Genomic DNA, 19896 nt, shown 5'->3' with positions numbered 1-19896 from the left:
TCGTGGGCGGCCTCGCCCGGTGGCGGCAGCGCCGCGCCCGAGGCGTCAGGCGGCGTGCTTCGCCGCGTGCCGCTCCGCCCGGCGCGCGGACCGCCGCTCGTCCCGCGCGACGCGCCGTGCCCGCCCCCGGTCCTGCGCCCGCACCAGCAGCGTGTAGAGCACCGGCACGAGCACGAGCGTCAGCAGCGTCGACGTGAACAGGCCGCCGATGACGACGATCGCGAGCGGCCGCGAGATGAACACGCCCCCGCCGGTGAGGCCCAGCGACATGGGCAGCAGCGCGAAGATCGTCGCCGCCGCCGTCATGACGATGGGCCGCAGCCGCTTGCGCGCGCCCTCCATCACCGCGTCGTCCAGGTCGCGCCCGCGGTCGCGGTACTGGTTGACGAGGTCGATGAGGACGATCGCGTTGGTCACGACGATGCCGATGAGCATCAGCACGCCGATGAGCGCGGGGACGCCCAGCGGCGTGCCGGTCAGCAGCAGGCCGACGAGCGCGCCGGTCGCCGCGAACGGCACGGACACCATGAGCACGACCGGCTGCAGCAGCGACCGGAACGTGGCGACCATGACGACGTAGACGATCGCGATCGCGATGAGCAGCGCGAGGCCGAGGTCGGCGAACGCGTCCTCCTGGTCGGCGGCGACGCCGCCGACCTCGACGCTCGCCCCGGCCGGCACGTCGACGTCCTCGAGGGCCGTGCGCAGCTCCGCGGTGAGCGCACCGAGGTCCTGCCCGGCGGGGGTCGCGGAGATCGTCGCCGCGCGCCGGCCGTCGATGCGGGTGACGGAGACGGGCACCTCGACGGTCTCGACGGACGCCACCGCGGTGAGCGGGACGACCCCGGCCGGCGTGGGCAGCACGAGCTGCTCGAGCTCGGCGACCGTGGCGGGCGCGGCGGTCGCGACGACCGTGACGTCGAGCGGCCCGGTGCCGAGGTCGACCGTGCCGACCGGCTGCGGGCTGAGCAGCCCGGCGACGGTGCCGACCACGGCGGTCTCGGTGAGGCCCGCGGCCGCGGCGGCGTCGCGGTCGACCGTGACGCGCACGGTCGGCTGGTCGGCGGCGAGGTTGTTCGTCACGTCGGTCGTGCCCTCGAGGCCGGCGACGACCTCCTGCACGCGCGACGCGAGGTCGGCGAGCTCGTCGGCGTCGTCCGCCTGCACGACGACGTCGACGGTGGACGAGCCGAACGCGGCGTCGGCGCCGGCGACGACGACCTCGCCGTGCGTGCCGTCGGTGAGGTCCGCGACGGCCTCCCGCACGTCGGCCTCGACCGCCGCGTTGTCGCCGTCGGGCGCCAGCGTCAGCGCATAGCTCGCGCGCGGTGCCCCGCCCCCGCCGCCGAAGGCCGCCTCGACACCGCCCGCGGAGCCGACGGTCGTCTGCACGGTCTCGACGCCCTCGACGCCGACGAGGCGCTCCTCGGTCTCGCGCGCCGCGGCGTCCTGCGCCTCGAGCGACGTGCCCGCGGGGAACGTCTCGGTGACGGTCAGGGTGTCCTGGCCGGCGTCGCCGAGGAAGTTCGTCTCCAGCCGCGTGGACAGGCCCACCGTGCCGACGAGCACCGCGACGGCGGCCAGGACGGTGAGGACGGGGTGCGCGAGCGAGCCGCGCAGCGTCGCGAGGTAGCCGCGCTGCATCCAGCCGCGCCGCTCCTTCTCCTCCGCGGCCGTGCGCAGCGCCTCCGCCTCGGCGGCGTCGCCGCCGTCGGCCTTCACGAACCAGTAGGCGAGCACCGGCACGATGGTCAGGGACACGACGAGCGACGCCGCGAGCGCGATGGCGGTCGTCACGGCGAACGGCCGGAACAGCTCCCCGACCATGCCGCCGACGAGCGCGATCGGCAGGAACACCGCCGCGGTGGCCACGGTGGCCGCGGTGATCGCGGACGCGACCTCGCGCACGGCCGTCGTGATGGCGTCGCGCTTGGCCTCGCCGTAGGACAGGTGCCGCTTGATGTTCTCGATGACGACGATGGAGTCGTCGACGACGCGGCCGATCGCGATGGTCATCGCGCCGAGCGTGAGGATGTTGAGCGAGTAGCCGCCGACGCGCAGCCCGATGAACGTGACGAGCAGCGACAGCGGGATGGAGATCGCGGACACGAGGGTCGAGCGGACGGAGCCGAGGAACAGCAGGATCACGAGCACCGCGAAGACCAGGCCCAGGCCGCCCTCGGTGGCGAGCCCCTCGATGGACTCCTCGATGAACGGCGCCTGGTCGAACACGACCTCGACGTCCACGCCCTCGCCGAGCTGCGCACGGACCTCGTCGACGGCCTCCTGCGCGCCGTGCGACACGTCGACCGTGTTGCCCGCGGGCGTCTTCGTCAGCGCGACCGCCAGCGCCGGGGCGCCGTCGAGCCGCGAGAACGACGTGGCGGGCACGGGGGCGACGACGACGTCCGCGACGTCGCCGAGCGCGACCGGCTGACCCGTCGCCGCGCCGAGCAGGGGCAGCCCCTCGAGGTCCTCGACCGAGGTGATCTCCGAGCCCGCCTGCACCGACAGCGTGAGGTCGCCGTCGCGCACCGTGCCCGTGGGCAGCACGAGGCCGTTGTCCTGCAGCACCGTCTGCACCGCGGTCGGGGACAGCCCGGCGGCGGTCAGCGCGGGCAGGTCGAGCGTGACCGTGACCGCCTGCTCGGCGACGCCGGAGACGCTCACGTCCCGGACCCCCTCGACCTGCTCGAGCCGCGGCACGAGCGTCTCCTCGACCGCGCGCGCGAGCGCCGCGTCGGGCTCCTCGCCGGCGGCGACGTCGTCGGGCGTGCCCGCGACGGCGAGCTGCACGACCGGCAGGTCGTCGATGGAGCCCGTGACGACGGTCGGCTCGACACCCTCCGGCAGCTGCGAGCGGATCCGGTCGACCGCGCGCTGCACGTCCTGCGCGGCGGCGTCGACGTCGATGCCGTAGGTGAGCTGGACGGTCGTCGTCGACACCGAGGTGGACGACGTCGACGTCACCGACTCCACGTCGTCGACGGCGGAGATCGCCTGCTCGATCGGCTCCGTCAGCTGCGTCTCGACCAGCTGGGGGGACGAGCCGGGGTCGACGGCGACCACGACGGCCGTGGGGATCTGCAGCGACGGGATGAGCTCGGACTTCAGCGATCCGAGGCTGATCCAGCCGAACACCGCGATCGCCACCGTGATCAGGGCGACGACGGACCGGTTGGCGAGGGACAGCCGGGCGAGCCGGGACATGGGTCCTCCGGGAGGCGGCCGGCACGCGCGCCGGTCCGGGCAGGGACGGGGTGGACGATCGCGGAACGAGTGCCTGTGGCAACGGGTTCCCGCCGGGGCGGTGTGACCTGCGTCGCCATCGTCGCACGGGCGTCCGCCGGCGGGCGGGCGGATTCCCGGCGCACCGAGGTTAGGCTTACCTGTGTGACCCTGCCCGGCGCCCAGCCCTCCCCCGCCGCACCGCCCGTCCGCCGCCGGCCGGCGCCCGTGCTGGGCCGCGTGGTGCGCACCGAGCGGCTCACGCCGCGGCTCGTGCGGGTCGTGCTCGGCGGGCCGGGCATGGCGCCGTTCGAGGAGCCCACCCATGCCGACTCCTACGTCAAGCTGGGCTTCGCCCCTCCCGGTCCCCGGCCCCTCGCGACCGACGGCCGTGTCGACGTGGAGGCGCTGCGGGCCGCCCTCGGCGACGTGGGCGACGTCCGTCTGCGTGCCTACACCGTCCGCGCGTGGGACGCGGCGACGCACGAGCTCACCGTCGACGTGGTGCTGCACGGGGACGAGGGGCTCGCCGGTCCCTGGGCGGCCGGCGCGCAGCCGGGCGACGACGTGCTCGTGCACGGCCCCGGTGGCGCGTGGTCGCCCGAGCCCGCCGCGGACGCGCACCTGCTCGTCGGCGACGCCAGCGCCCTGCCCGCCGTGGCGGTCGGGCTCGAGGCGCTGCCGGCCGACGCCCGGGGTCTCGCCGTGCTGGAGGTGCACGGGCCCGAGGACGAGATCCCCCTGACCGCCCCGGCGGGCGTCGAGGTGCGGTGGGTGCACACGGGCACCGGCGTGCCGGGCGTCGCGCTCGTCGACGCGGTGCGCGCGTGGCCGTGGCCGGCGGGGCGCGTGTGCGCGTTCGTGCACGGCGAGGCCGGTGCCGTGAAGGAGCTGCGCGCCTACCTGCGCGCGGAGCGCCGCGTGGCCCGCACGGACCTCTCCATCTCCGGCTACTGGCGCCTCGGCGCCGACGACGAGGGCTGGCGCGCCGCGAAGCGCGAGTGGGCCGCGCAGATCGAGGCGGCGGAGGCCGCGGCCGGCCTCGACTGACCCGGCGGTGGGCGGATCGGGTGACCGGGCCGCCCGGAGCGCACCTGCCGCGCCGAATCCGCCCCGCGGCAGCGCCCGGCTCGGTACGGTCCGTCGCGACGCGCACGTCAGGGGACGCGCGCGCGTGCGAAGGGGACCGAGGGTGCTGCGCTTCCTGCCGTTCGTCGTCGAGATGGCCCTGCTCGTGTACTGCCTGATCGACTGCGTGCAGTCGGACGGTGACCGGGTGCGGAACCTGTCCAAGGGCTGGTGGCTGGTCCTGATCGTCGTGCTGCCGATCGCCGGCGGGGTCGCGTGGCTGGTCGCCGGGCGGCCGCAGACCCCGCGGCGGGCCGTGCCCTGGCCGGCGACGGCGACGTCCGGCTTCCCGGAGCACGAGCGGCCCCGGCGGTACGCCGACCCGGCCGACGACGAGCAGCGGCGCGCCGAGGAGCGTCGCAGCGACGCGCTCCACGAGCAGATGCTGCGCGACTGGGAGGCGCAGCTGCGCGCCCGCGAGCAGGTGCGGGAGTCGCCGGAGGGGACGCCGGAGCCCCGCGACGGCGCCTGAGGCACGCCGCTGCGCCGGACCACGACGACGCGGACCGTCCGCCATCCGGACCCGCCCTCCCGCGCGCGCATCCGCACCCCCGACGCTGTCCGCCATGGACGCCGCCCGGGCCACCGACCTCGCCGAGCGCTGGGAGCGCGCCTGGAACGCGCACGACCTCGAGGCGGTGCTCGCGCTCGTCGCCGACGACGTGGTCTTCACCTCGCCCTTCGCCGCCCGGGTGCTGCCCGGGTCGGACGGCGTCCTGCGCGGCAAGGACGCCCTGCGCGGCTCCTGGGCGCGCGGCCTCGAGCTGCTGCCGGACCTGCACCACCGCGTGGAGAAGGTCTACGCCGGTGTCGGCACCGTCGTGCTCGCGTACCGCAACGAGCGCGGCGGTGAGGTCAGCGAGGTGCTCGAGCTGCGCGACGGCCTGGTCGTGCGGGGGCACGGCACGTACCTGGTCCGACCGTCGTCGCCCGCGGCACGCGCCCGCCCGCCGCCCCGGCTCAGCCCGCCGACGCCAGCCACGCCCGCGGGGAGGCACCCACGCGCTGCGTGAACACCCGCGTGAACGCCGACGGGTGCGCGTAGCCGAGCTCGGCCGACGTGGCCGCGACCGAGGCGCCCGCCCGCAGCCGGTCCTGCGCGACGGTCAGCCGCCACGCCGTCAGGTAGTCCGCCGGCGACTGCCCCACCGCCTCCTTGAACCGCGCGGCGAAGGCGCTGCGCGACATGCTCGCGCGGCGGGCCATCGCGTCGAGCGTCCACGGGTGGCCGGGCTCCTCGTGCAGCGCCACGAGCGCAGGCGCGAGCCGCTCGTCGGCCAGGCCGGGCAGCAGGCCGGCCGGCAGGGCGAGGTCGTCGGTGTGGTCGAGCACCCAGCGGAACAGCTGGATGAGCACGACCTCGAACAGCCGGTCCGCGAGCACGCGACGGCCGCACCGGACCTCGTCGACCTCGGCGAAGAGCAGGTCGAGCGCGGGGCGCAGGCCGGGGACCGCGGCGAGCGGCACGACGACCACCGACGGGAGGGTCCGCACGAGCGGGTGCGCGTCGCCGCCCTCCAGGTCGAGCGTCGCGCACGCGAAGTCGGCCCCCTCCACGGGGGCGTTGCGGAAGGCGTGCTCGAGCGGGCGCGGGTACAGCAGCAGCGACGGCTCGTCGACGTGCAGCGTCTCCAGGCCGCCTCCCGGCACCTGGTGGGTCACGTCCATCTCGCCGTCGCGGAGCACGTGCAGGAAGCCGCGCCCCGGGCGCGCGGCGAACGTCGTGACGCCGCACAGGGGGCCCGTGTGGAACAGCTGCGCGCGGACGCGGAAGCGCTCGAGCAGCGGCGAGAGCCGGTCGATGGTCGTCACCGCACCAGTGTGGTGGACGGATCGGTAGGAAGTCGAGACGGTACGCATCTTCTCGTCCCGCATCGGGCGGCAGTCTGGACCTGTCGCCGCCGGTCCGGCCGCGGCACGACCTCCGCAGCACCACGACAGGAGCACACCATGTCCCTCGTCCACCTCGTCGACCGCGACACCGCCACGGGCACCGTCAAGGACCAGCTCGACCAGATCCACGGCGCGTTCGGCACCGTGCCGGCCATGTTCCGCGCCGTCGCGAGCTCGCCGGCCGCGCTGCGCAGCATGTGGGGGTCGTTCGGCGCGCTCGGCGACGGCACGCTCGGCGCCGCCCTCGGCGAGCAGATCGCCGTCGCCGTCGCGAACCGCAACGCGTGCGCCTACTGCCTCGCGGCCCACACCGCGCTCGGCCGCAGGGCCGGCGTGCCGCGGGACGCCATGGCCGCCGCGCAGGAGGGACGGTCCGACGACCCGCGCACCGCCGCGGCACTGCGCTTCGCGCTCGCCCTCGTCGAGGAGCGCGGCCAGGTGCCGGCGGACGAGGTGCGGGCCGTGCGCGACGCCGGGTTCGGCGACGAGGAGATCGTCGAGATCGTCGCCCACGTCGCGCTCAACCTGTTCACGAACTACGTCAACGTCGCGCTCGACGTGCCGGTCGACTTCCCGACCGTCGCGCTGCGCCGCAGCGCCTGACCGCGTCGCCCGACCGTGCCGCGCGGGTGCATGCTGGACCCGACCGAGGGAGGACCATGAGCACATCCACGCCACCCGTCACGCCGGGTGCCGCGGCGGCCGCCGACCCGGACGACCCGCGCGAGCACATCGAGGTCGGCGTCCTGCTCCCGACCGGCCGCCTCGTCGGCCGGCGCTTCGCCTCCCGCGCCGAGGCCGAGGTCTGGGCGCGACCCGAGGACGGCGAGCAGGTCGTCGAGTACAACCTCGTGTGCGACTGCGAGATGTGACGGTGCCCCCGCCGGGGTTCGAACCCGGACTGGACCGGGTTTAAGCCGGTTGCCTCTGCCGGTTGGGCTACGGGGGCGCGTGCGTCATCGTGCCAGGCGCCGCCGCGGGCGACGCACCGCAGTCCTCGGCGCGACGGCGTCCGGACGCACGACGACCCCGGGACCGCTGGTCCCGGGGTCGTCGGCGCCTGCGGCGCAGGTCACTTCTTCTGGGCGTGCTCGTCCCGCTTCTCGGCCGGCGAGCCGGGCTCCGCCTTGTACGACGGCAGCGACTCCTGCGGCTTCGCGCCATCCGTCGGCGGCGTGTCCTGCGACGTCTGCTCGACCTTCGGCTTCGGCGGCACGGCGGCGCTGCGGAACTCCGCGCGCGGGTCGTGCAGCGAGCCGAGGGCGACGACCTCGCGGCGCAGCAGCAGCGAGCCCGTCCAGCCGGCCATGATGCGGATCTTGCGGTTCACGGTCGGCATGGCGAACACGTGGTACGTGCGGTGCAGGACCCACGCAGGGAAGCCGCGGACCTTGATCTTGCCGAACATCTGCGCGACGCCCTTGTACATGCCGAGCGACGCGACGGCGCCGACGTTCTTGTGCTTGTACGGCGTCGGCTCGCCCGAGCGGAGCACCACGGCGAGGTTGTCGCCGATGTGGTTGCCCTGCCGCAGCGCGTGCTGGGCGTTCGGGGGGCAGAACTTGCCGGGGTTGTACAGGTCGGGCACGGCCGCGCAGTCACCCGCGGCGTAGGCGTCGGCGACGACCGTGCCGTCCTCCGCCGTGACCTGCAGGTACTCGTTCGCGATGACGCGGCCCATCTTGTCGAGGGGCAGGTCCGAGTTCTGCAGCACCGGGTTCGCCTTGACGCCCGCGGTCCACACGATCGTCTCCGCGTCGAACTCCGTCTTGTTCGACAGCACGACGTGCCCGTCGACGCACGAGCTGAGGAACGTCGACAGGAAGATCTCGATGTTGCGCTTGCGCAGCTGCTCGAGCGTGTACCCGCCGAGCTCCTCGCTGACCTCGGGGAGGATGCGCGGGCTGCCCTCGACGAGGACGAAGCGCAGCTCCTCCGGCTCGATCTGCTTGTAGTGCTGGACGGCGTAGCGCGCCATGTCCTCGACCTCGGCGAGCGCCTCGATGCCGGCGAACCCGCCGCCGACGAAGACGAACGTCAGCATCTTGCGGCGCAGCTCGGGGTCCCAGGTGCTCGACGCCACGTCGATGCGGCCCAGCACGTGGTTGCGCAGCGCGATGGCCTCCTCGACGTTCTTGAAGCCGATGCCCTGCTCCGCCAGCCCCGGGATGGGCAGCGTGCGGGCGACCGAGCCCAGGCCGACGACGAGGTGGTCGTACGTCACCCAGTACGGCTCGCCCTCGACGGGCGTGATCTCCACGCGGCGGTTGGCGTGCTCGACGTGCGTGACGTGGCCCTGCAGCACGTCGATGCCCTTGAGGGCGCGACGGTGCGGGGCGACGACGTTGCGCGGGTCGATCGACCCGGCGGCCGCCTCGGGGAGGAACGGCGCGTACGTCATGTACGGGCGCGGGTCGACGACGACGATCGCCGCGTCCCGCCGGCCCAGCCGCTTGCGCAGGCGGCGGGCGGAGTACAGCCCGACCGTGCCCCCGCCGAGCACGACGACGCGCGGGACCTTGCGCGGCTTGCCCTGGGGCGCCGGCATCAGCTTGCCGGTCGCGGACGCCGCGCCGACCGCAGGAGTGGACGTCTGAGCCATAGGTCCCACGGTAGAGGTGCGAGCGCTCCCACGCGTGCCGGAGTCGCGGTGACGGTGCGCACACCCGCGCCCGCGCGCGTGCGACGACGCGCGCGGGGCGGGGACGTGCAGGTCAGCCGGCCGTGCCGTGCCCGGTGCCGGTGCCGGTGACGTTGCCGGTGACGTCGCCGGTGCCGGCGCCACGGCCGCGGCCGTCCGCCTCGGAACGGGCGACCGCCGAGTCGGCGAACAGCGCGGCGGTGCTGGCGCCGGCCTCCGCACCGCCCGCTCCCGCGCCACCCGGCTCCGCACCGTCCGACCCGGCGCCACCCGGTTCCGCGTCCCGCTCGACGCGCACGCGGGTGATCCGGCGGCGGTCGACCTCGACGACGACGAGCCGCGTCGGGGCCGGTCCCGCCGCGTCGTCGTCGCGCCGCTCGCCCGTGGCGGCCTGCGTGACCGTCACCACCGCGCCCGCGTCGGGGATGCGGCCGAGCTCGGCGAGCACGTACCCGGCGACCGTCTCGTACGCACCCTCGGGCAGGGTGACGCCCGTGCGCTCGGCGAACTCCTCGAGCGTCAGGCCGGCGTCGAGCGCCTCACCGCCGGCGGCGCGGGCCGGCACGGGGTCGTACTCGTCGACGATCTCGCCGACGAGCTCCTCGAGCAGGTCCTCGAGCGTGACGATGCCGTCCGTGCCGCCGTACTCGTCGACGACCACGGCCATGTGCGAGCCGGTGCGCCGCATGAGCGACAGCGTCGGCAGGACGGCGTTCGTGCCCGGCAGCGACTCGATGGGGCGCGTCACGTCGCCGACCGTCGTGGCCGCGACCTCGACGATCGCCTCCACGACGCCCTCGCGACCGTGCGCGTCCGGGTCCGCGTCCGCCTCGCGCACGGCCCGGGCGACCGGCGCCAGCAGGTCGCGCACGTGCACGAACCCGACGATGTCGTCGAAGTCCTCGCCCGTGACCGGGTACCGCGAGTACGGCAGCCCCTCGACGACGCGCGCGGCCTCCGCGATCGGCGACGACGCGGCGAGGAACTGCACGTCGGCGCGCGGACGCATCGCCTCGACGAGCGAGCGGTCCCCCGCGGAGAACACGTCGTCGATGAGGCGGCGCTCGTCCTCGGGGAGGTCGGGGTGCGTGCGGACGAGGTCGCGCAGCTCCTCGTCGGTGATCTGCTCCCCGGTGGCCTTCGGGTCGAGGCCGAAGAGCCGCACGACCGTGTCGGTGCTCTTGGACAGCAGCCACACCACGGGCGTCATGAGGATCGCGAAGCGGTCGAGCGGCGGCGCCACGGCCAGCGCGACGCGCTGGCTCTGCTGCATCGCGATGCGCTTGGGCACGAGCTCGCCGAGCACGAGCGACAGGTACGCGATGACGAGCGTGAGCACGACGAGCGCGACGCCCTCCGCCGTGCCGCGGTTCAGGCCCAGCGCCTCGAACAGCGGGGCGGCCGACGGCGCGAGCGTCGACGCGCCGAACGCCGCGGAGAAGAACCCCGCGACCGTCACGCCGATCTGCACCGCCGCGAGGAACCGGTTCGGGTTCCGCGCCACGGCGGCGACGCGTGCCCCACGCGCCGACTGCTTCTCGAGCTGGCCGAGCTGGGACTCGCGCAGCGAGACCAGGGCGAGCTCGGTGCCGGCGAAGACTCCGCCGACGAGGATGAACAGCAGGACGAGGCCGATGTCGGCCCAGGTGTCGGCGGTCATGGCCCTTTCCGGGTCAGCGCAGGGACGGGGGTTCCAGGCTAGGCAAACGGCCACGACCCGCATCCGGTTCCCGTCGGTCCGGACGCGATCCGGCGGCAGCCGTCGTCCGGACGCCGCCGGCTCCCCCGCCGGGCGCCGGGCCCGGCTCCCGCCTCGCACGCGCGCACGCCGAGATCGCCGGTCGGAGGCCGAGATCGCCTCCTCCGGGCGGCGACCTCACCGCGGAACCGGCGACCTCGACGCCGCGCGGGCGTGCGGGTGGAGGCGCGCGAGCTCGTCAGGTGTGGGTCGAGGTCGTCACGCAGGGGTGACGTGGTCGGCGCAGGGGGGACGTGGTCGGCGCAGTGGCCGGTCGGTGGGGAGCCGCCGGGCGCGTCAGCGCTCCGCGACGCTCCAGGCGATGCCGTCGAGGATGTCGTGCTCCGACGTGACCACGGAGGTCAGGGCACCGCCGGCGGCCGCGACCTCGTCGCGCACGCGCGTCACCACCTCGCGCCACACCAGCGCGCCGGCGCCGATGACGTCGACGCGCCCGGGGTGCAGGTACGGCAGCTGGGCCCGCTCGTCGTGCGAGCGGCGCAGCAGGTCGTCGCAGGCGGCGAGGACGTCCTCGACCGGCAGCTGCGTGCCGTCGATGCGGTCGCGCTGGTACGACGGCAGCCGCAGCGCGTGCGCGGTGAGGGTCGTGATCGAGCCGGCCAGGCCGACGAGCGTCACGGTCCGGCCGAGCGGGACGACCTCGGCGGCCGCGTCCAGCGCGGCGCGGACGTCGGCCGTCGCGGCCGCGACCTCGTCCTGCGTCGGCGGGTCGGTGTGCAGGTGGCGCTCGGTCATGCGGACCGACCCGACGTCCATCGAGAGAGCCGCGTCGGGGGCGTCGGTGCCGAGGACGAGCTCCGTGGAGCCGCCGCCCAGGTCGACCACGAGGAACGGCGCGTCGAACCGGCCCGCGAGCACGCCCGTCGCGCCGCGGAACGACAGCCGCGCCTCCTCGTCGCCACCGACGACCTCGGGCTCGACGCCGAGCGCCTCCTGCACGCCGGTCACGAAGTCGGCGCGGTTCTCGGCGTCGCGGGTCGCGGAGGTCGCCACGAACCGGACCGCCTCGACGCCGAGGTCGGTGCACACGTCGTGGTAGCGGCGCGCCGCGTCGAGCGTGCGCGCGAGCGCCTCCGGGGCGAGCCGGCCGGTGCGGTCGACCCCCTGGCCGAGCCGCACGACCTCGTTGCGGCGGTCGAGGTCGACGAGCGTGCCGGCCGCCGGGTCGACGTCCGCGACGAGCAGACGGATGGAGTTGGTCCCGCAGTCGATGGCAGCCACACGCGTCACGCGCACATCGTGTCATCCCCGCCGGTCCGGGTCCCGCCGGGCCGGCGCGTGGACGGCACCCGCCCGCCGCGGTCAGCAGGTGCAGCGGTCCGGGCTCCACCGGTCGGCGATCATGCCGAGCACCTCGTCGCCCACCGGGTTGACGCCCGGACCGGCGGCGAGCGCGTGCGCGACGAGCACGTGCAGGCACTTCACGCGGTGCGGCATGCCGCCCGCCGAGATGCCGGCGATCTCCGGCACGTGCGCGATGGCCTCGCGGTCGGCGAGGTACGCCTCGTGCGCACGCCGGTGGCCCGCCGCGAGCTCCTCGTCCTCCGCGAGCCGGGCGGTGAGCTCCTTCATGTACCCGCCGGCCTCGACCGTGCTCACGGCGGCGACGGCCTGCGGGCTCGTCAGGTAGTACGTCGTCGGGAACGGCGTCCCGTCGTCGAGCCGGGGTGCTGTGCGGACCACCAGCGGACGGCCGCACACGCAGCGCGCCGCGACGCCCACGACACCGCGGGGCGGGCGGCCGAGCTGCTCGGTGAGGACCTCGACGTCGCGCGGCGTGACGTCCGCAGCGACCGGGGCCGGCGCGGCGGGCGCGTCGCCGGCGGAGGGGCCGGGCGTGTCGCGGTGCGCGGTCGGGTCGGGCAGCGGGGTGTCAGCGGGCACGGCGGTTCCTGACGCAGGACGGGGACGGGGACGGGGACGGGCACGCAGGGGTGCGGGTCGCGGTGGCGACCGTCCATTGTCGCCGATGCGCGCGACGGTGACGACGGCCTCGGCGGCCGGTCGGTGCCAGGCGTCGGGGTCAGGGGCGCCGCCGGGCGTCGGCGTCAGGGGGTCGGCGCTGCCGGGTCGGGGGTGGGCACGCCCGCCGGGTCGGGCGTCGTGCCCGTGGCGGGCGTGCCCTCGGGGACGGCGTCGACGTCGGTCTCGCCGGCGGCGCGCACGGACTCCCACACGGTGCTGTACCACGGCCGGGTGGAGCCCTCGGCGGCGCCCGCCGCCGGCCCGTCCTCGACCACCGGCGCGTCCGGCACCGTCTCGGGGTCGACCACGCGGAACGCGGTCTCGCCCGGCATGACGAACGACAGCCGCTCCCGCGCCTGCGCCATCACGTACGCCGGGTCGTCCCAGCGGCGCAGCTCGGCCTCGAGGTCCTCGTTCTCCGCGACCGCCGCGTCGCGCTCGGCGCGCAGCTGGTCGACCTCCGCCCGGTGCTGCAGGAACGACGACAGCGTCGGGTAGACGAGCACGAACGCGAGCAGCACGACGAGCGAGAACACCATGGTGCGGACCGTGAACATGCGGGGCACGCGCGGCTGCGACGGCGTGGCGCGCGGCGTGCCGCGCGCGGGCGTCCCCGGACGGGCTCCCGCCCCCGACGACGCCGACGGCCGCCCGGCCGGACGGTTCGCCCCCGGTCGGCTCGCACCACCCGGGACGGGCGCGACCTTCGGCACCGGGCCGGACCGCGGCGCCGGGGCACGCCCCGGCCGCGGGCTGCCCGTGCGGCCGGCGGCGGGACGCGACGCACCCGTGCGGCCGGCGTGCGGGACCGGCCCCGACGGCGTCTGCTCGCGCGCGGGCCGACGGCCGGGGCCACCGGGCACGACGGGACGACGGGGCGCGGGCATGGCGACGATTCTGCCGTCGCACGCCGCGATCCGCGCGGACGCCGCGCCCGGCCGGGCGGGGTCCCCACCGAACCTCCACGACCCGCGCGCCCGGCGCGTCACGCCCCGGGGTTCCCCGCACGCGCCGACGCCCGGCCCGCCACGAGGGCGGACCGGGCGTCGGGCGGCTGCGTCGCGGGACGTCAGGCCGAGAAGCGCGGGAAGGCGCTGCGACCGGCGTAGATGCCCGCGTCGTCCAGCTCCTCCTCGATGCGGAGCAGCTGGTTGTACTTGTTGATGCGCTCGCCGCGGGCGGGCGCACCGGTCTTGATCTGGCCGGCGTTCGTCGCGACCGACAGGTCGGCGATCGTCGTGTCCTCGGTCTCGCCGGAGCGGTGCGAGGTCATCGTCGTGAAGCCGCTGCGCTGCGCGAGCGTCACCGCGTCGAGCGTCTCGGTGAGCGTGCCGATCTGGTTGAGCTTCACGAGCAGCGAGTTCGCCGCCTTGAGCTGGATGCCCTTGGCGAGGCGCTCCGGGTTGGTGACGAACAGGTCGTCGCCGACGATCTGCACGCGGTCGCCGACGTTGCCGACGAGCTCGACCCACGAGTCCCACTCGTCCTCGGAGAGCGGGTCCTCGATCGAGACCAGCGGGTAGTCCGCGACGAGCTGCTCGTAGAACGCGATCATCTCGGCGGGCGACTTGGCGGCACCCTCGAACTGGTACGCGCCGTCGCGGAAGAACTCCGTGGCGGCCACGTCGAGCGCGAGCGCGACGTCCTGGCCGGGCACGAAGCCGGCCTTCTCGATCGCGACGAGGATGAGGTCGAGCGCGGCGCGGTTGCTCTCGAGGTTCGGCGCGAAGCCGCCCTCGTCGCCGAGGCCCGTCGCCAGGCCCTTGCTCTTCAGCACGGACTTGAGCGAGTGGTACACCTCGGTGCCGGTGCGCAGCGCCTCGCGGAACGTCGTCGCGCCGATCGGGGCGACCATGAACTCCTGGATGTCGACGTTCGAGTCCGCGTGCGACCCGCCGTTGAGGATGTTCATCATCGGCACGGGCAGCACGTGCGCGTTCGGGCCGCCGACGTAGCGGAACAGCGGCAGGTCGGCCGAGTCGGCCGCGGCCTTCGCGACGGCGAGCGAGACGCCGAGGATCGCGTTGGCGCCGAGCTTGCCCTTGTTGGGCGTGCCGTCGAGCTCGATGAGCGCGGCGTCGACGAGCCGCTGCTCGCTCGCCTCGAACCCGATGAGCTCCGGCGCGATGTCGTCGATCACCGCGTTGACGGCACCCTCGACGCCCTTGCCGCCGTAGCGGGGGTCGTCGGAGTCGCGGCGCTCGACGGCCTCGAACGCACCCGTGGACGCGCCCGAGGGGACGGCCGCGCGGGCGATCGTGCCGTCGTCGAGGGCGACCTCGACCTCGACAGTGGGGTTGCCGCGCGAGTCCAGGATCTCGCGGGCGCCGACGGCCTCGATGCTGGCCATGGTGCTCCTTCGACAGACGGATGGGTATGCGACGTCAGCCTAGTCGTGCGACGCGGCGGCACCCGGAGGACCTTCGGCTGGTGGACGCCGCCCACCGGCGATGGCGATGGCGATGACCGGCCCCGGCGCGCGGTGCGACGATCCCGGGGTGACGGACTCGCCCGCGACGGACGCCGCCGACGCCGCCCTCGTCGCGCGCCTGCGTGCCGCGGGCTGCGTGTTCGCCGAGGAGGAGGCCGCGCTGCTGCGCGCGGCCGCGTCCGACCCGCGGCGGCTCGCGGACCTGACGGACCGCCGCGTCGCGGGCGAGCCGCTGGAGACCGTCCTCGGCTGGGTGGCGTTCGCCGGGCGGCGCGTCGCCGTCGGCCCGGGCGTGTTCGTGCCGCGGCGCCGCACCGAGCTGCTCGCGCGGGCCGCCGTGGACCTCGCGCGCGCCGCCGCGGGGACGCCGCCCGCCGGGGGTCCCGTCGTCGTCGAGCTGTGCTGCGGCGTCGCCGCCGTCGCGACGGTCGTCGCCCAGGACGTCCCCGGGGCGCGCGTGCACGCCGCCGACGTCGACCCCGTGGCCGTCCGGTGGGCCGCGCACAACCTCGGCGACCTCGGCGCCGCGACGGCCGGCGACCTGTTCGACGCGCTGCCGGCGGACCTGCGCGGGCGCGTCGACGTGCTCGTCGCGAACGCGCCCTACGTCCCGACGCACGCGGTCGCGACGATGCCCGTCGAGTCACGTGCGCACGAGCCGCGCGTCGCGGTGGACGGCGGGGCCGACGGCGTGGACGTCCAGCGCCGGCTGCTCGCGGGCGTCGACGCCTGGGTGCGTCCGGGCGGGCACGTGGCCGTCGAGACGGGCGAGCGGCAGGCACCCGTGACGGCCGCCGCCTTCCCGGCGGGCTGGGTCACGCAGGTGCTGCGCGACGACGACCTCGACGGGACCGTGGTGGTCGGCCGACGCCCGGCCTGAGCGGCCGGCACCGGTGCCGCGCCGGTCAGGCGTTCTCGCAGGGCAGCCCGTTGAGGAGGACGACCGACGGGCGGTCGACCCGGCCGCCGTGCGTGCCGTTGAAGCCGAGGTCGACGGACCGGCCCGGCGCGATCCGCGCGTTCCAGCCGGCGTCGCGCGCGTGCACGTCGAAGCCCGTCTGCCACCACGTGGCGTTCCACCCCTGGGTGAGCCGCTGGTCGCTGCTCGTCGTGGAGAAGCGCAGGGTCCAGCCGTCGACCGCGGCGCCGAGCGCCGTGACGCGCAGGGTGGCCGTGTACCCGGTCGGCCAGGTGTGCGCCGTCCACGCGACACGGCACGTCGGGTGCGGCGGCAGCGTCGGCGGCGGGGTGACCGACGGGCTCGGCGGCGGCGGGACCGGCGTCGTCGTCGCGGTGGGCGTGGGGGTCGCCGTCGGCGTGGGGGGCACCGTCGGCGTGGGTGGCACCGTCGGCGTGGTCGTCGCCGTGGGCGTGGGCGTCGGGGTGGTGCCGATCCGCGTGGGGTCGACCAGGCCCCAGTACGCCGGCTTGGCCTGCAGCGCACCGTCGAACAGCAGCGGCGCCGCGCCCGCGCGCAGCCACGTGCGGCTGTCCTCGAGGCCCCACACGGTGAGCGACTCCAGGCTCGCCGCGTGCCGGCGCAGCATGGCCAGCAGGTCGCGGTAGTAGCGGCCCTGCTCGAGCAGGCGGTCGGCGGGCGGCACGGCCCACGACTCGCCGGCGTCCCGGTAGGTGGAGACGTCGAGCTCGGTGACCGCCTGCCGCACCGGCAGCGCCTCGAACGCGGTGATGGTCGCCTCCGCCATGGCGATCGGCCGCCCCACCTCGACGTGCAGCTGGTGGCCGACGCCGTCGACGGGGACGCCCTGGGCGAGCAGGTCCGTGACGAGGCGCAGGTACGGCGCGCGCTTGTCCGGGTACTCGGTGTTGTAGTCGTTGACGAACAGCTGCACCTCGGGCCCGAACGCGTCGCGCGCGTAGCGGAACGCGTCGGCGACGTACGACGGGCCGAGCACCCGGTACCACTCGCTGCGGCGCATGCCGTCGGGCTGCGACTCGTCGACCACCTCGTTGACGACGTCGAACGCGAACACCGGGTTGCCCGGGGTGCCGAACTCGCCGTACCGCTCGCGCAGGTGGTCGGCGACGGCCTCGACGTGGGTGCGCAGCCGCGCGCGCAGCAGCGCCTGGTCGGCCGCGGACGTGGTGAGCGGCGTGCCGTCGGGCCGCTGGAAGAACCACGCGGGTGTCTGCTGGTGCCACAGCAGCGTGTGCCCGTACACGCGCACGCCGTGCGCGACGGCCCAGTCGAGCATCGTGTCGGCGGCGTCGAACGTGAAGGTCCCCTCGGTGGGCTGCACCGCGTCGGGCTTGAGCTGGTTGCCCGGCGTGATCTGCGCGGCGTGGTGCGCGAGGAGCTCGCCGCGGCCGCCGAGCAGGTCGACCGGCTCGACCGCGAGGCCGAACGGGAAGTCGTCCGCGAGCGCGTCCGCCACGGGCGGCAGCGACAGGTCCGGCGTGTACCGGACGCCGCTGACGAGGACGTCGTCGACGAGCACGTCCGTGAGCGAGGACGTCGACTCCACGTACAGCGACGCGGTGTCGAACGCGCCGGGCACGTACGTGCCGAGCACCTGCGTCCACGCGTCGGCGCCGACGCCGGCGACGGTGGTGACCGTGTCGTACGACGACGTGCCGTCGAGGTCGCGCTGCACGGACACCCGCAGGTCGGCGGGCGGGGACCCGGCCGGCAGGCGCAGCCACAGGCCGATCCGGTACGAGGTGCCGGGCTCGAACGCGTCGGTGACGTCGACCGCCGCGCCGTCCCAGGGGGCCGTGCGGCCGGTGACGAGCAGGCTGTGCGTGCCCCGCGGGCCGTGGTCGGCGGTGCGCGTGACGCCCGCGGCGCCCCGCGCACCCCACCCGCCGAGGTCGGACTCGAAGCCCGTGCTCAGCACGACGGCCGGCGAGAGCGCCCGCGACGGCTGCGCGAGGGGTGCGACGAGCGCGAGCGCCGCGACGCAGACGGCGGCGAGGACCGCCGCGACGGCGGCACGGGCGCGTGCGGACGGGGAGACGGACGGCATGCCGCGGACGCTAGGCGCCCCCGCCCGGCCCGGACCAGGCCCGAACCGTTTCCGTCCCGCCCGCGGTCGTGCGGGGACGCCCCGGACGTGGCCCGCTCAGGCCGTGGTCAGCGGCGCCAGGATGCGCTCCACCTGGTCCTTCGCGTCGCCGAACAGCATGACGGTGTTCTCGCGGAAGAACAGCGGGTTCTGCACGCCCGCGTACCCGGTGGCCATCGACCGCTTGAAGACGACCACCTGCTTGGCCCGCCACACCTCGAGCACCGGCATGCCGGCGATCGGCGACGACGGGTCGTCGAGGGCCGCGGGGTTCACCGTGTCGTTGGCGCCGATGACGAGGACGACGTCCGTGCGCGCCAGGTCGTCGGCGATCTCGTCCATCTCGAGCACGATGTCGTACGGCACCCTGGCCTCGGCGAGCAGCACGTTCATGTGCCCGGGCAGCCGCCCGGCGACGGGGTGCACGGCGAACCGCACGTCCACCCCCTGCGCGCGCAGGCGCGCCGTCAGCTCGGCGACCGGGTACTGCGCCTTGGCGACGGCCATGCCGTACCCGGGCGTGATGACGACCGTCCTCGCCTCCCGCAGCATCGCGGCGACGTCCGCCGCCGTCGTCTCGCGGTGCTCGCCGTACTCGTCGGCGCCGCCCGCGACGACCGTGCCGCCCTCGGCGCCGTACCCGCCGAGGATCACCGAGACGAACGACCGGTTCATCGCCCGGCACATCAGGTACGACAGGATCGCGCCGGACGAGCCGACGAGGGCGCCGACGACGACGAGCAGGTCGTTGCCGAGCATGAAGCCGGCCGCGGCCGCCGCCCACCCGGAGTACGAGTTGAGCATCGACACGACGACGGGCATGTCACCGCCGCCGATCGCCGCGACGAGGTGCCAGCCGAGGGCGAGCGCGACGAGCGTCATGAGCGCGAGCGGCGGCACGGACGGCTCCGCGAGGAACCACGCGAGCAGCGCGCCGGACGCCACGAGCGCCGCGAGGTTGAGCAGGTTGCGGCCCGGCAGCGTGAGCGGCGCCGACCTGATCCGCCCCGACAGCTTGAGGTACGCGACGACCGAGCCGGTGAACGTCACCGCACCGATGAGCACGCCGAGGAACACCTCGACGAGGTGCACCGCGTCCGGCTCCTCGGTGAGGAACGAGTTGTAGCCGACGAGCACGGCCGCGAGCCCGACGAACGAGTGCAGGACCGCGATCATCTCCGGCATCTGCGTCATCTCGACGCGGCGCGCGCGCCACGTCCCGACGACCGCGCCGATCGCCAGCGCCATCGCGATGAGCAGCAGCGTGACGGCGACCGGCCGCTCGGAGACGTCGGCCGCGAGCAGCACGGTCGCGAGCAGGGCCAGGGCCATGCCCGCCATGCCGAGCAGGTTGCCGCGCCGGGCCGTCTCCTGCCGGCTCAGCCCCGCGAGGCTCAGCACGAACAGCAGCGCGGCGACCAGGTACACGGCCTGCGCCAGGGACGTCAGCACGGCGTCAGGCCTCCTTGCGGAACATGGTGATCATGCGGTTCGCGACGAGGAAGCCGCCGAAGATGTTGATCGCCGCCACGGTCGCGGCCACGAAGGCGAGGGTCGTGACGACCCACGAGTCGTCCCCGATCTGCAGCAGCGCGCCGACGAGGATGATGCCGCTGATCGCGTTGGTCGTGGCCATGAGCGGCGTGTGCAGCGAGTGGCTCACGTGCGAGATGACGTAGTAGCCGACGACGACCGCGAGCGCGAAGACGGTGGCGTGGCCGACGAACGACGCGGGGGCGAGCGTCAGGGCGACCGTGGCGAGCACCGCGCCGAGGGCGGACAGCACCGCGCGGCGCTGCGCGCGGCGGCGGGCGTCGGCCCGCGC

General features: G+C 75.4%; 17 protein-coding genes and 1 tRNA gene. 6 read left to right on the top strand and 12 right to left on the bottom strand.

The window, feature by feature from the left end:
• Positions 1-45 precede the first annotated feature (45 nt).
• Positions 46-3210, bottom strand: a complete 3165-nt coding sequence (locus AB6N23_RS04440) for an efflux RND transporter permease subunit (RefSeq protein WP_412864887.1) — start codon at positions 3208-3210, stop codon at positions 46-48.
• A gap of 189 nt (positions 3211-3399) precedes the next feature.
• Between AB6N23_RS04440 and AB6N23_RS04435 the strand changes: the two genes are divergently transcribed.
• The 3 genes from AB6N23_RS04435 (at position 3400) to AB6N23_RS04425 (ending at position 5369) form a co-directional block, all read left to right on the top strand.
• Entirely contained in the window at positions 3400-4278 is an 879-nt protein-coding gene (locus AB6N23_RS04435) for a siderophore-interacting protein (protein WP_412864908.1), read from the top strand.
• A gap of 142 nt (positions 4279-4420) precedes the next feature.
• The gene (locus AB6N23_RS04430; RefSeq protein ID WP_412864886.1) at positions 4421-4828 is read left to right on the top strand and encodes a PLD nuclease N-terminal domain-containing protein; all 408 of its coding nucleotides are present in this window, start codon (positions 4421-4423) and stop codon (positions 4826-4828) included.
• Between the two features lie 94 nt (positions 4829-4922).
• Positions 4923-5369: a nuclear transport factor 2 family protein gene (locus tag AB6N23_RS04425; RefSeq protein WP_412864885.1), complete on the top strand. Its 447-nt coding sequence runs from the start codon at positions 4923-4925 to the stop codon at positions 5367-5369.
• Here AB6N23_RS04425 and AB6N23_RS04420 read toward each other — a convergent pair.
• Positions 5317-6168: a cupin domain-containing protein gene (locus AB6N23_RS04420; RefSeq protein ID WP_412864884.1), complete on the bottom strand. Its 852-nt coding sequence runs from the start codon at positions 6166-6168 to the stop codon at positions 5317-5319. The two genes, AB6N23_RS04425 and AB6N23_RS04420, sit on opposite strands and share 53 nt — an antisense overlap.
• A gap of 138 nt (positions 6169-6306) precedes the next feature.
• Here AB6N23_RS04420 and AB6N23_RS04415 point away from each other — a divergent pair, with 138 nt between their 5' ends.
• Together AB6N23_RS04415 and AB6N23_RS04410 are read left to right on the top strand one after the other, a co-directional pair.
• On the top strand, positions 6307-6852 hold the full coding sequence (locus AB6N23_RS04415) for a carboxymuconolactone decarboxylase family protein (protein ID WP_412864883.1): 546 nt from the start codon (positions 6307-6309) through the stop codon (positions 6850-6852).
• A gap of 56 nt (positions 6853-6908) precedes the next feature.
• Entirely contained in the window at positions 6909-7121 is a 213-nt protein-coding gene (locus tag AB6N23_RS04410) for a hypothetical protein (protein ID WP_412864882.1), read from the top strand.
• 3 nt (positions 7122-7124) lie between these two features.
• Here AB6N23_RS04410 and AB6N23_RS04405 read toward each other — a convergent pair.
• From AB6N23_RS04405 to eno, 7 genes are all read right to left on the bottom strand, one after another.
• Positions 7125-7198 (bottom strand) — tRNA-Leu (locus tag AB6N23_RS04405).
• A gap of 123 nt (positions 7199-7321) precedes the next feature.
• Positions 7322-8851: an NAD(P)/FAD-dependent oxidoreductase gene (locus AB6N23_RS04400; RefSeq protein WP_412864881.1), complete on the bottom strand. Its 1530-nt coding sequence runs from the start codon at positions 8849-8851 to the stop codon at positions 7322-7324.
• Positions 8852-8963: 112 nt separating this feature from the next.
• Positions 8964-10550, bottom strand: coding sequence for a hemolysin family protein (locus tag AB6N23_RS04395; RefSeq protein ID WP_412864880.1), 1587 nt, complete (start codon positions 10548-10550; stop codon positions 8964-8966).
• 375 nt (positions 10551-10925) lie between these two features.
• Entirely contained in the window at positions 10926-11879 is a 954-nt protein-coding gene (locus tag AB6N23_RS04390; RefSeq protein ID WP_412864879.1) for a Ppx/GppA phosphatase family protein, read from the bottom strand.
• 72 nt (positions 11880-11951) lie between these two features.
• Positions 11952-12533: a DUF501 domain-containing protein gene (locus AB6N23_RS04385; RefSeq protein WP_412864878.1), complete on the bottom strand. Its 582-nt coding sequence runs from the start codon at positions 12531-12533 to the stop codon at positions 11952-11954.
• 164 nt (positions 12534-12697) lie between these two features.
• Positions 12698-13171 carry an FtsB family cell division protein gene (locus tag AB6N23_RS04380; protein WP_412864877.1) on the bottom strand — a complete coding sequence of 158 codons (474 nt, stop codon included), beginning with the start codon at positions 13169-13171 and terminating at the stop codon, positions 12698-12700.
• A gap of 512 nt (positions 13172-13683) precedes the next feature.
• Positions 13684-14964 (bottom strand): phosphopyruvate hydratase, encoded by a 1281-nt coding sequence (gene eno, locus AB6N23_RS04375; RefSeq protein WP_412864876.1) that lies wholly within the window; start codon positions 14962-14964, stop codon positions 13684-13686.
• 148 nt (positions 14965-15112) lie between these two features.
• Here eno and AB6N23_RS04370 point away from each other — a divergent pair, with 148 nt between their 5' ends.
• Positions 15113-15925 (top strand): putative protein N(5)-glutamine methyltransferase, encoded by an 813-nt coding sequence (locus AB6N23_RS04370; protein ID WP_412864875.1) that lies wholly within the window; start codon positions 15113-15115, stop codon positions 15923-15925.
• A gap of 25 nt (positions 15926-15950) precedes the next feature.
• Here the strand turns inward: AB6N23_RS04370 and AB6N23_RS04365 are convergent, their stop codons facing one another.
• The 3 genes from AB6N23_RS04365 to AB6N23_RS04355 all read right to left on the bottom strand — a co-directional run.
• Complete coding sequence (locus AB6N23_RS04365) at positions 15951-18032, bottom strand: endo-1,4-beta-xylanase (protein WP_412864874.1); 2082 nt, start codon at positions 18030-18032, stop codon at positions 15951-15953.
• Positions 18033-18128: 96 nt separating this feature from the next.
• Positions 18129-19523 carry a Re/Si-specific NAD(P)(+) transhydrogenase subunit beta gene (gene pntB / locus AB6N23_RS04360; protein WP_412864873.1) on the bottom strand — a complete coding sequence of 465 codons (1395 nt, stop codon included), beginning with the start codon at positions 19521-19523 and terminating at the stop codon, positions 18129-18131.
• Positions 19524-19527: 4 nt separating this feature from the next.
• Positions 19528-19896, bottom strand: a 369-nt coding sequence (locus tag AB6N23_RS04355) for a proton-translocating transhydrogenase family protein (RefSeq protein WP_412864872.1), incomplete at its 5' end; no start/stop codon positions are given.

This window comes from Cellulomonas pasadenensis, from assembly GCF_047229365.1.
In the GTDB taxonomy this organism is placed as follows: Bacteria; Actinomycetota; Actinomycetes; order Actinomycetales; family Cellulomonadaceae; genus Cellulomonas.
This window is presented reverse-complemented; position numbering and strand designations above follow the sequence as displayed.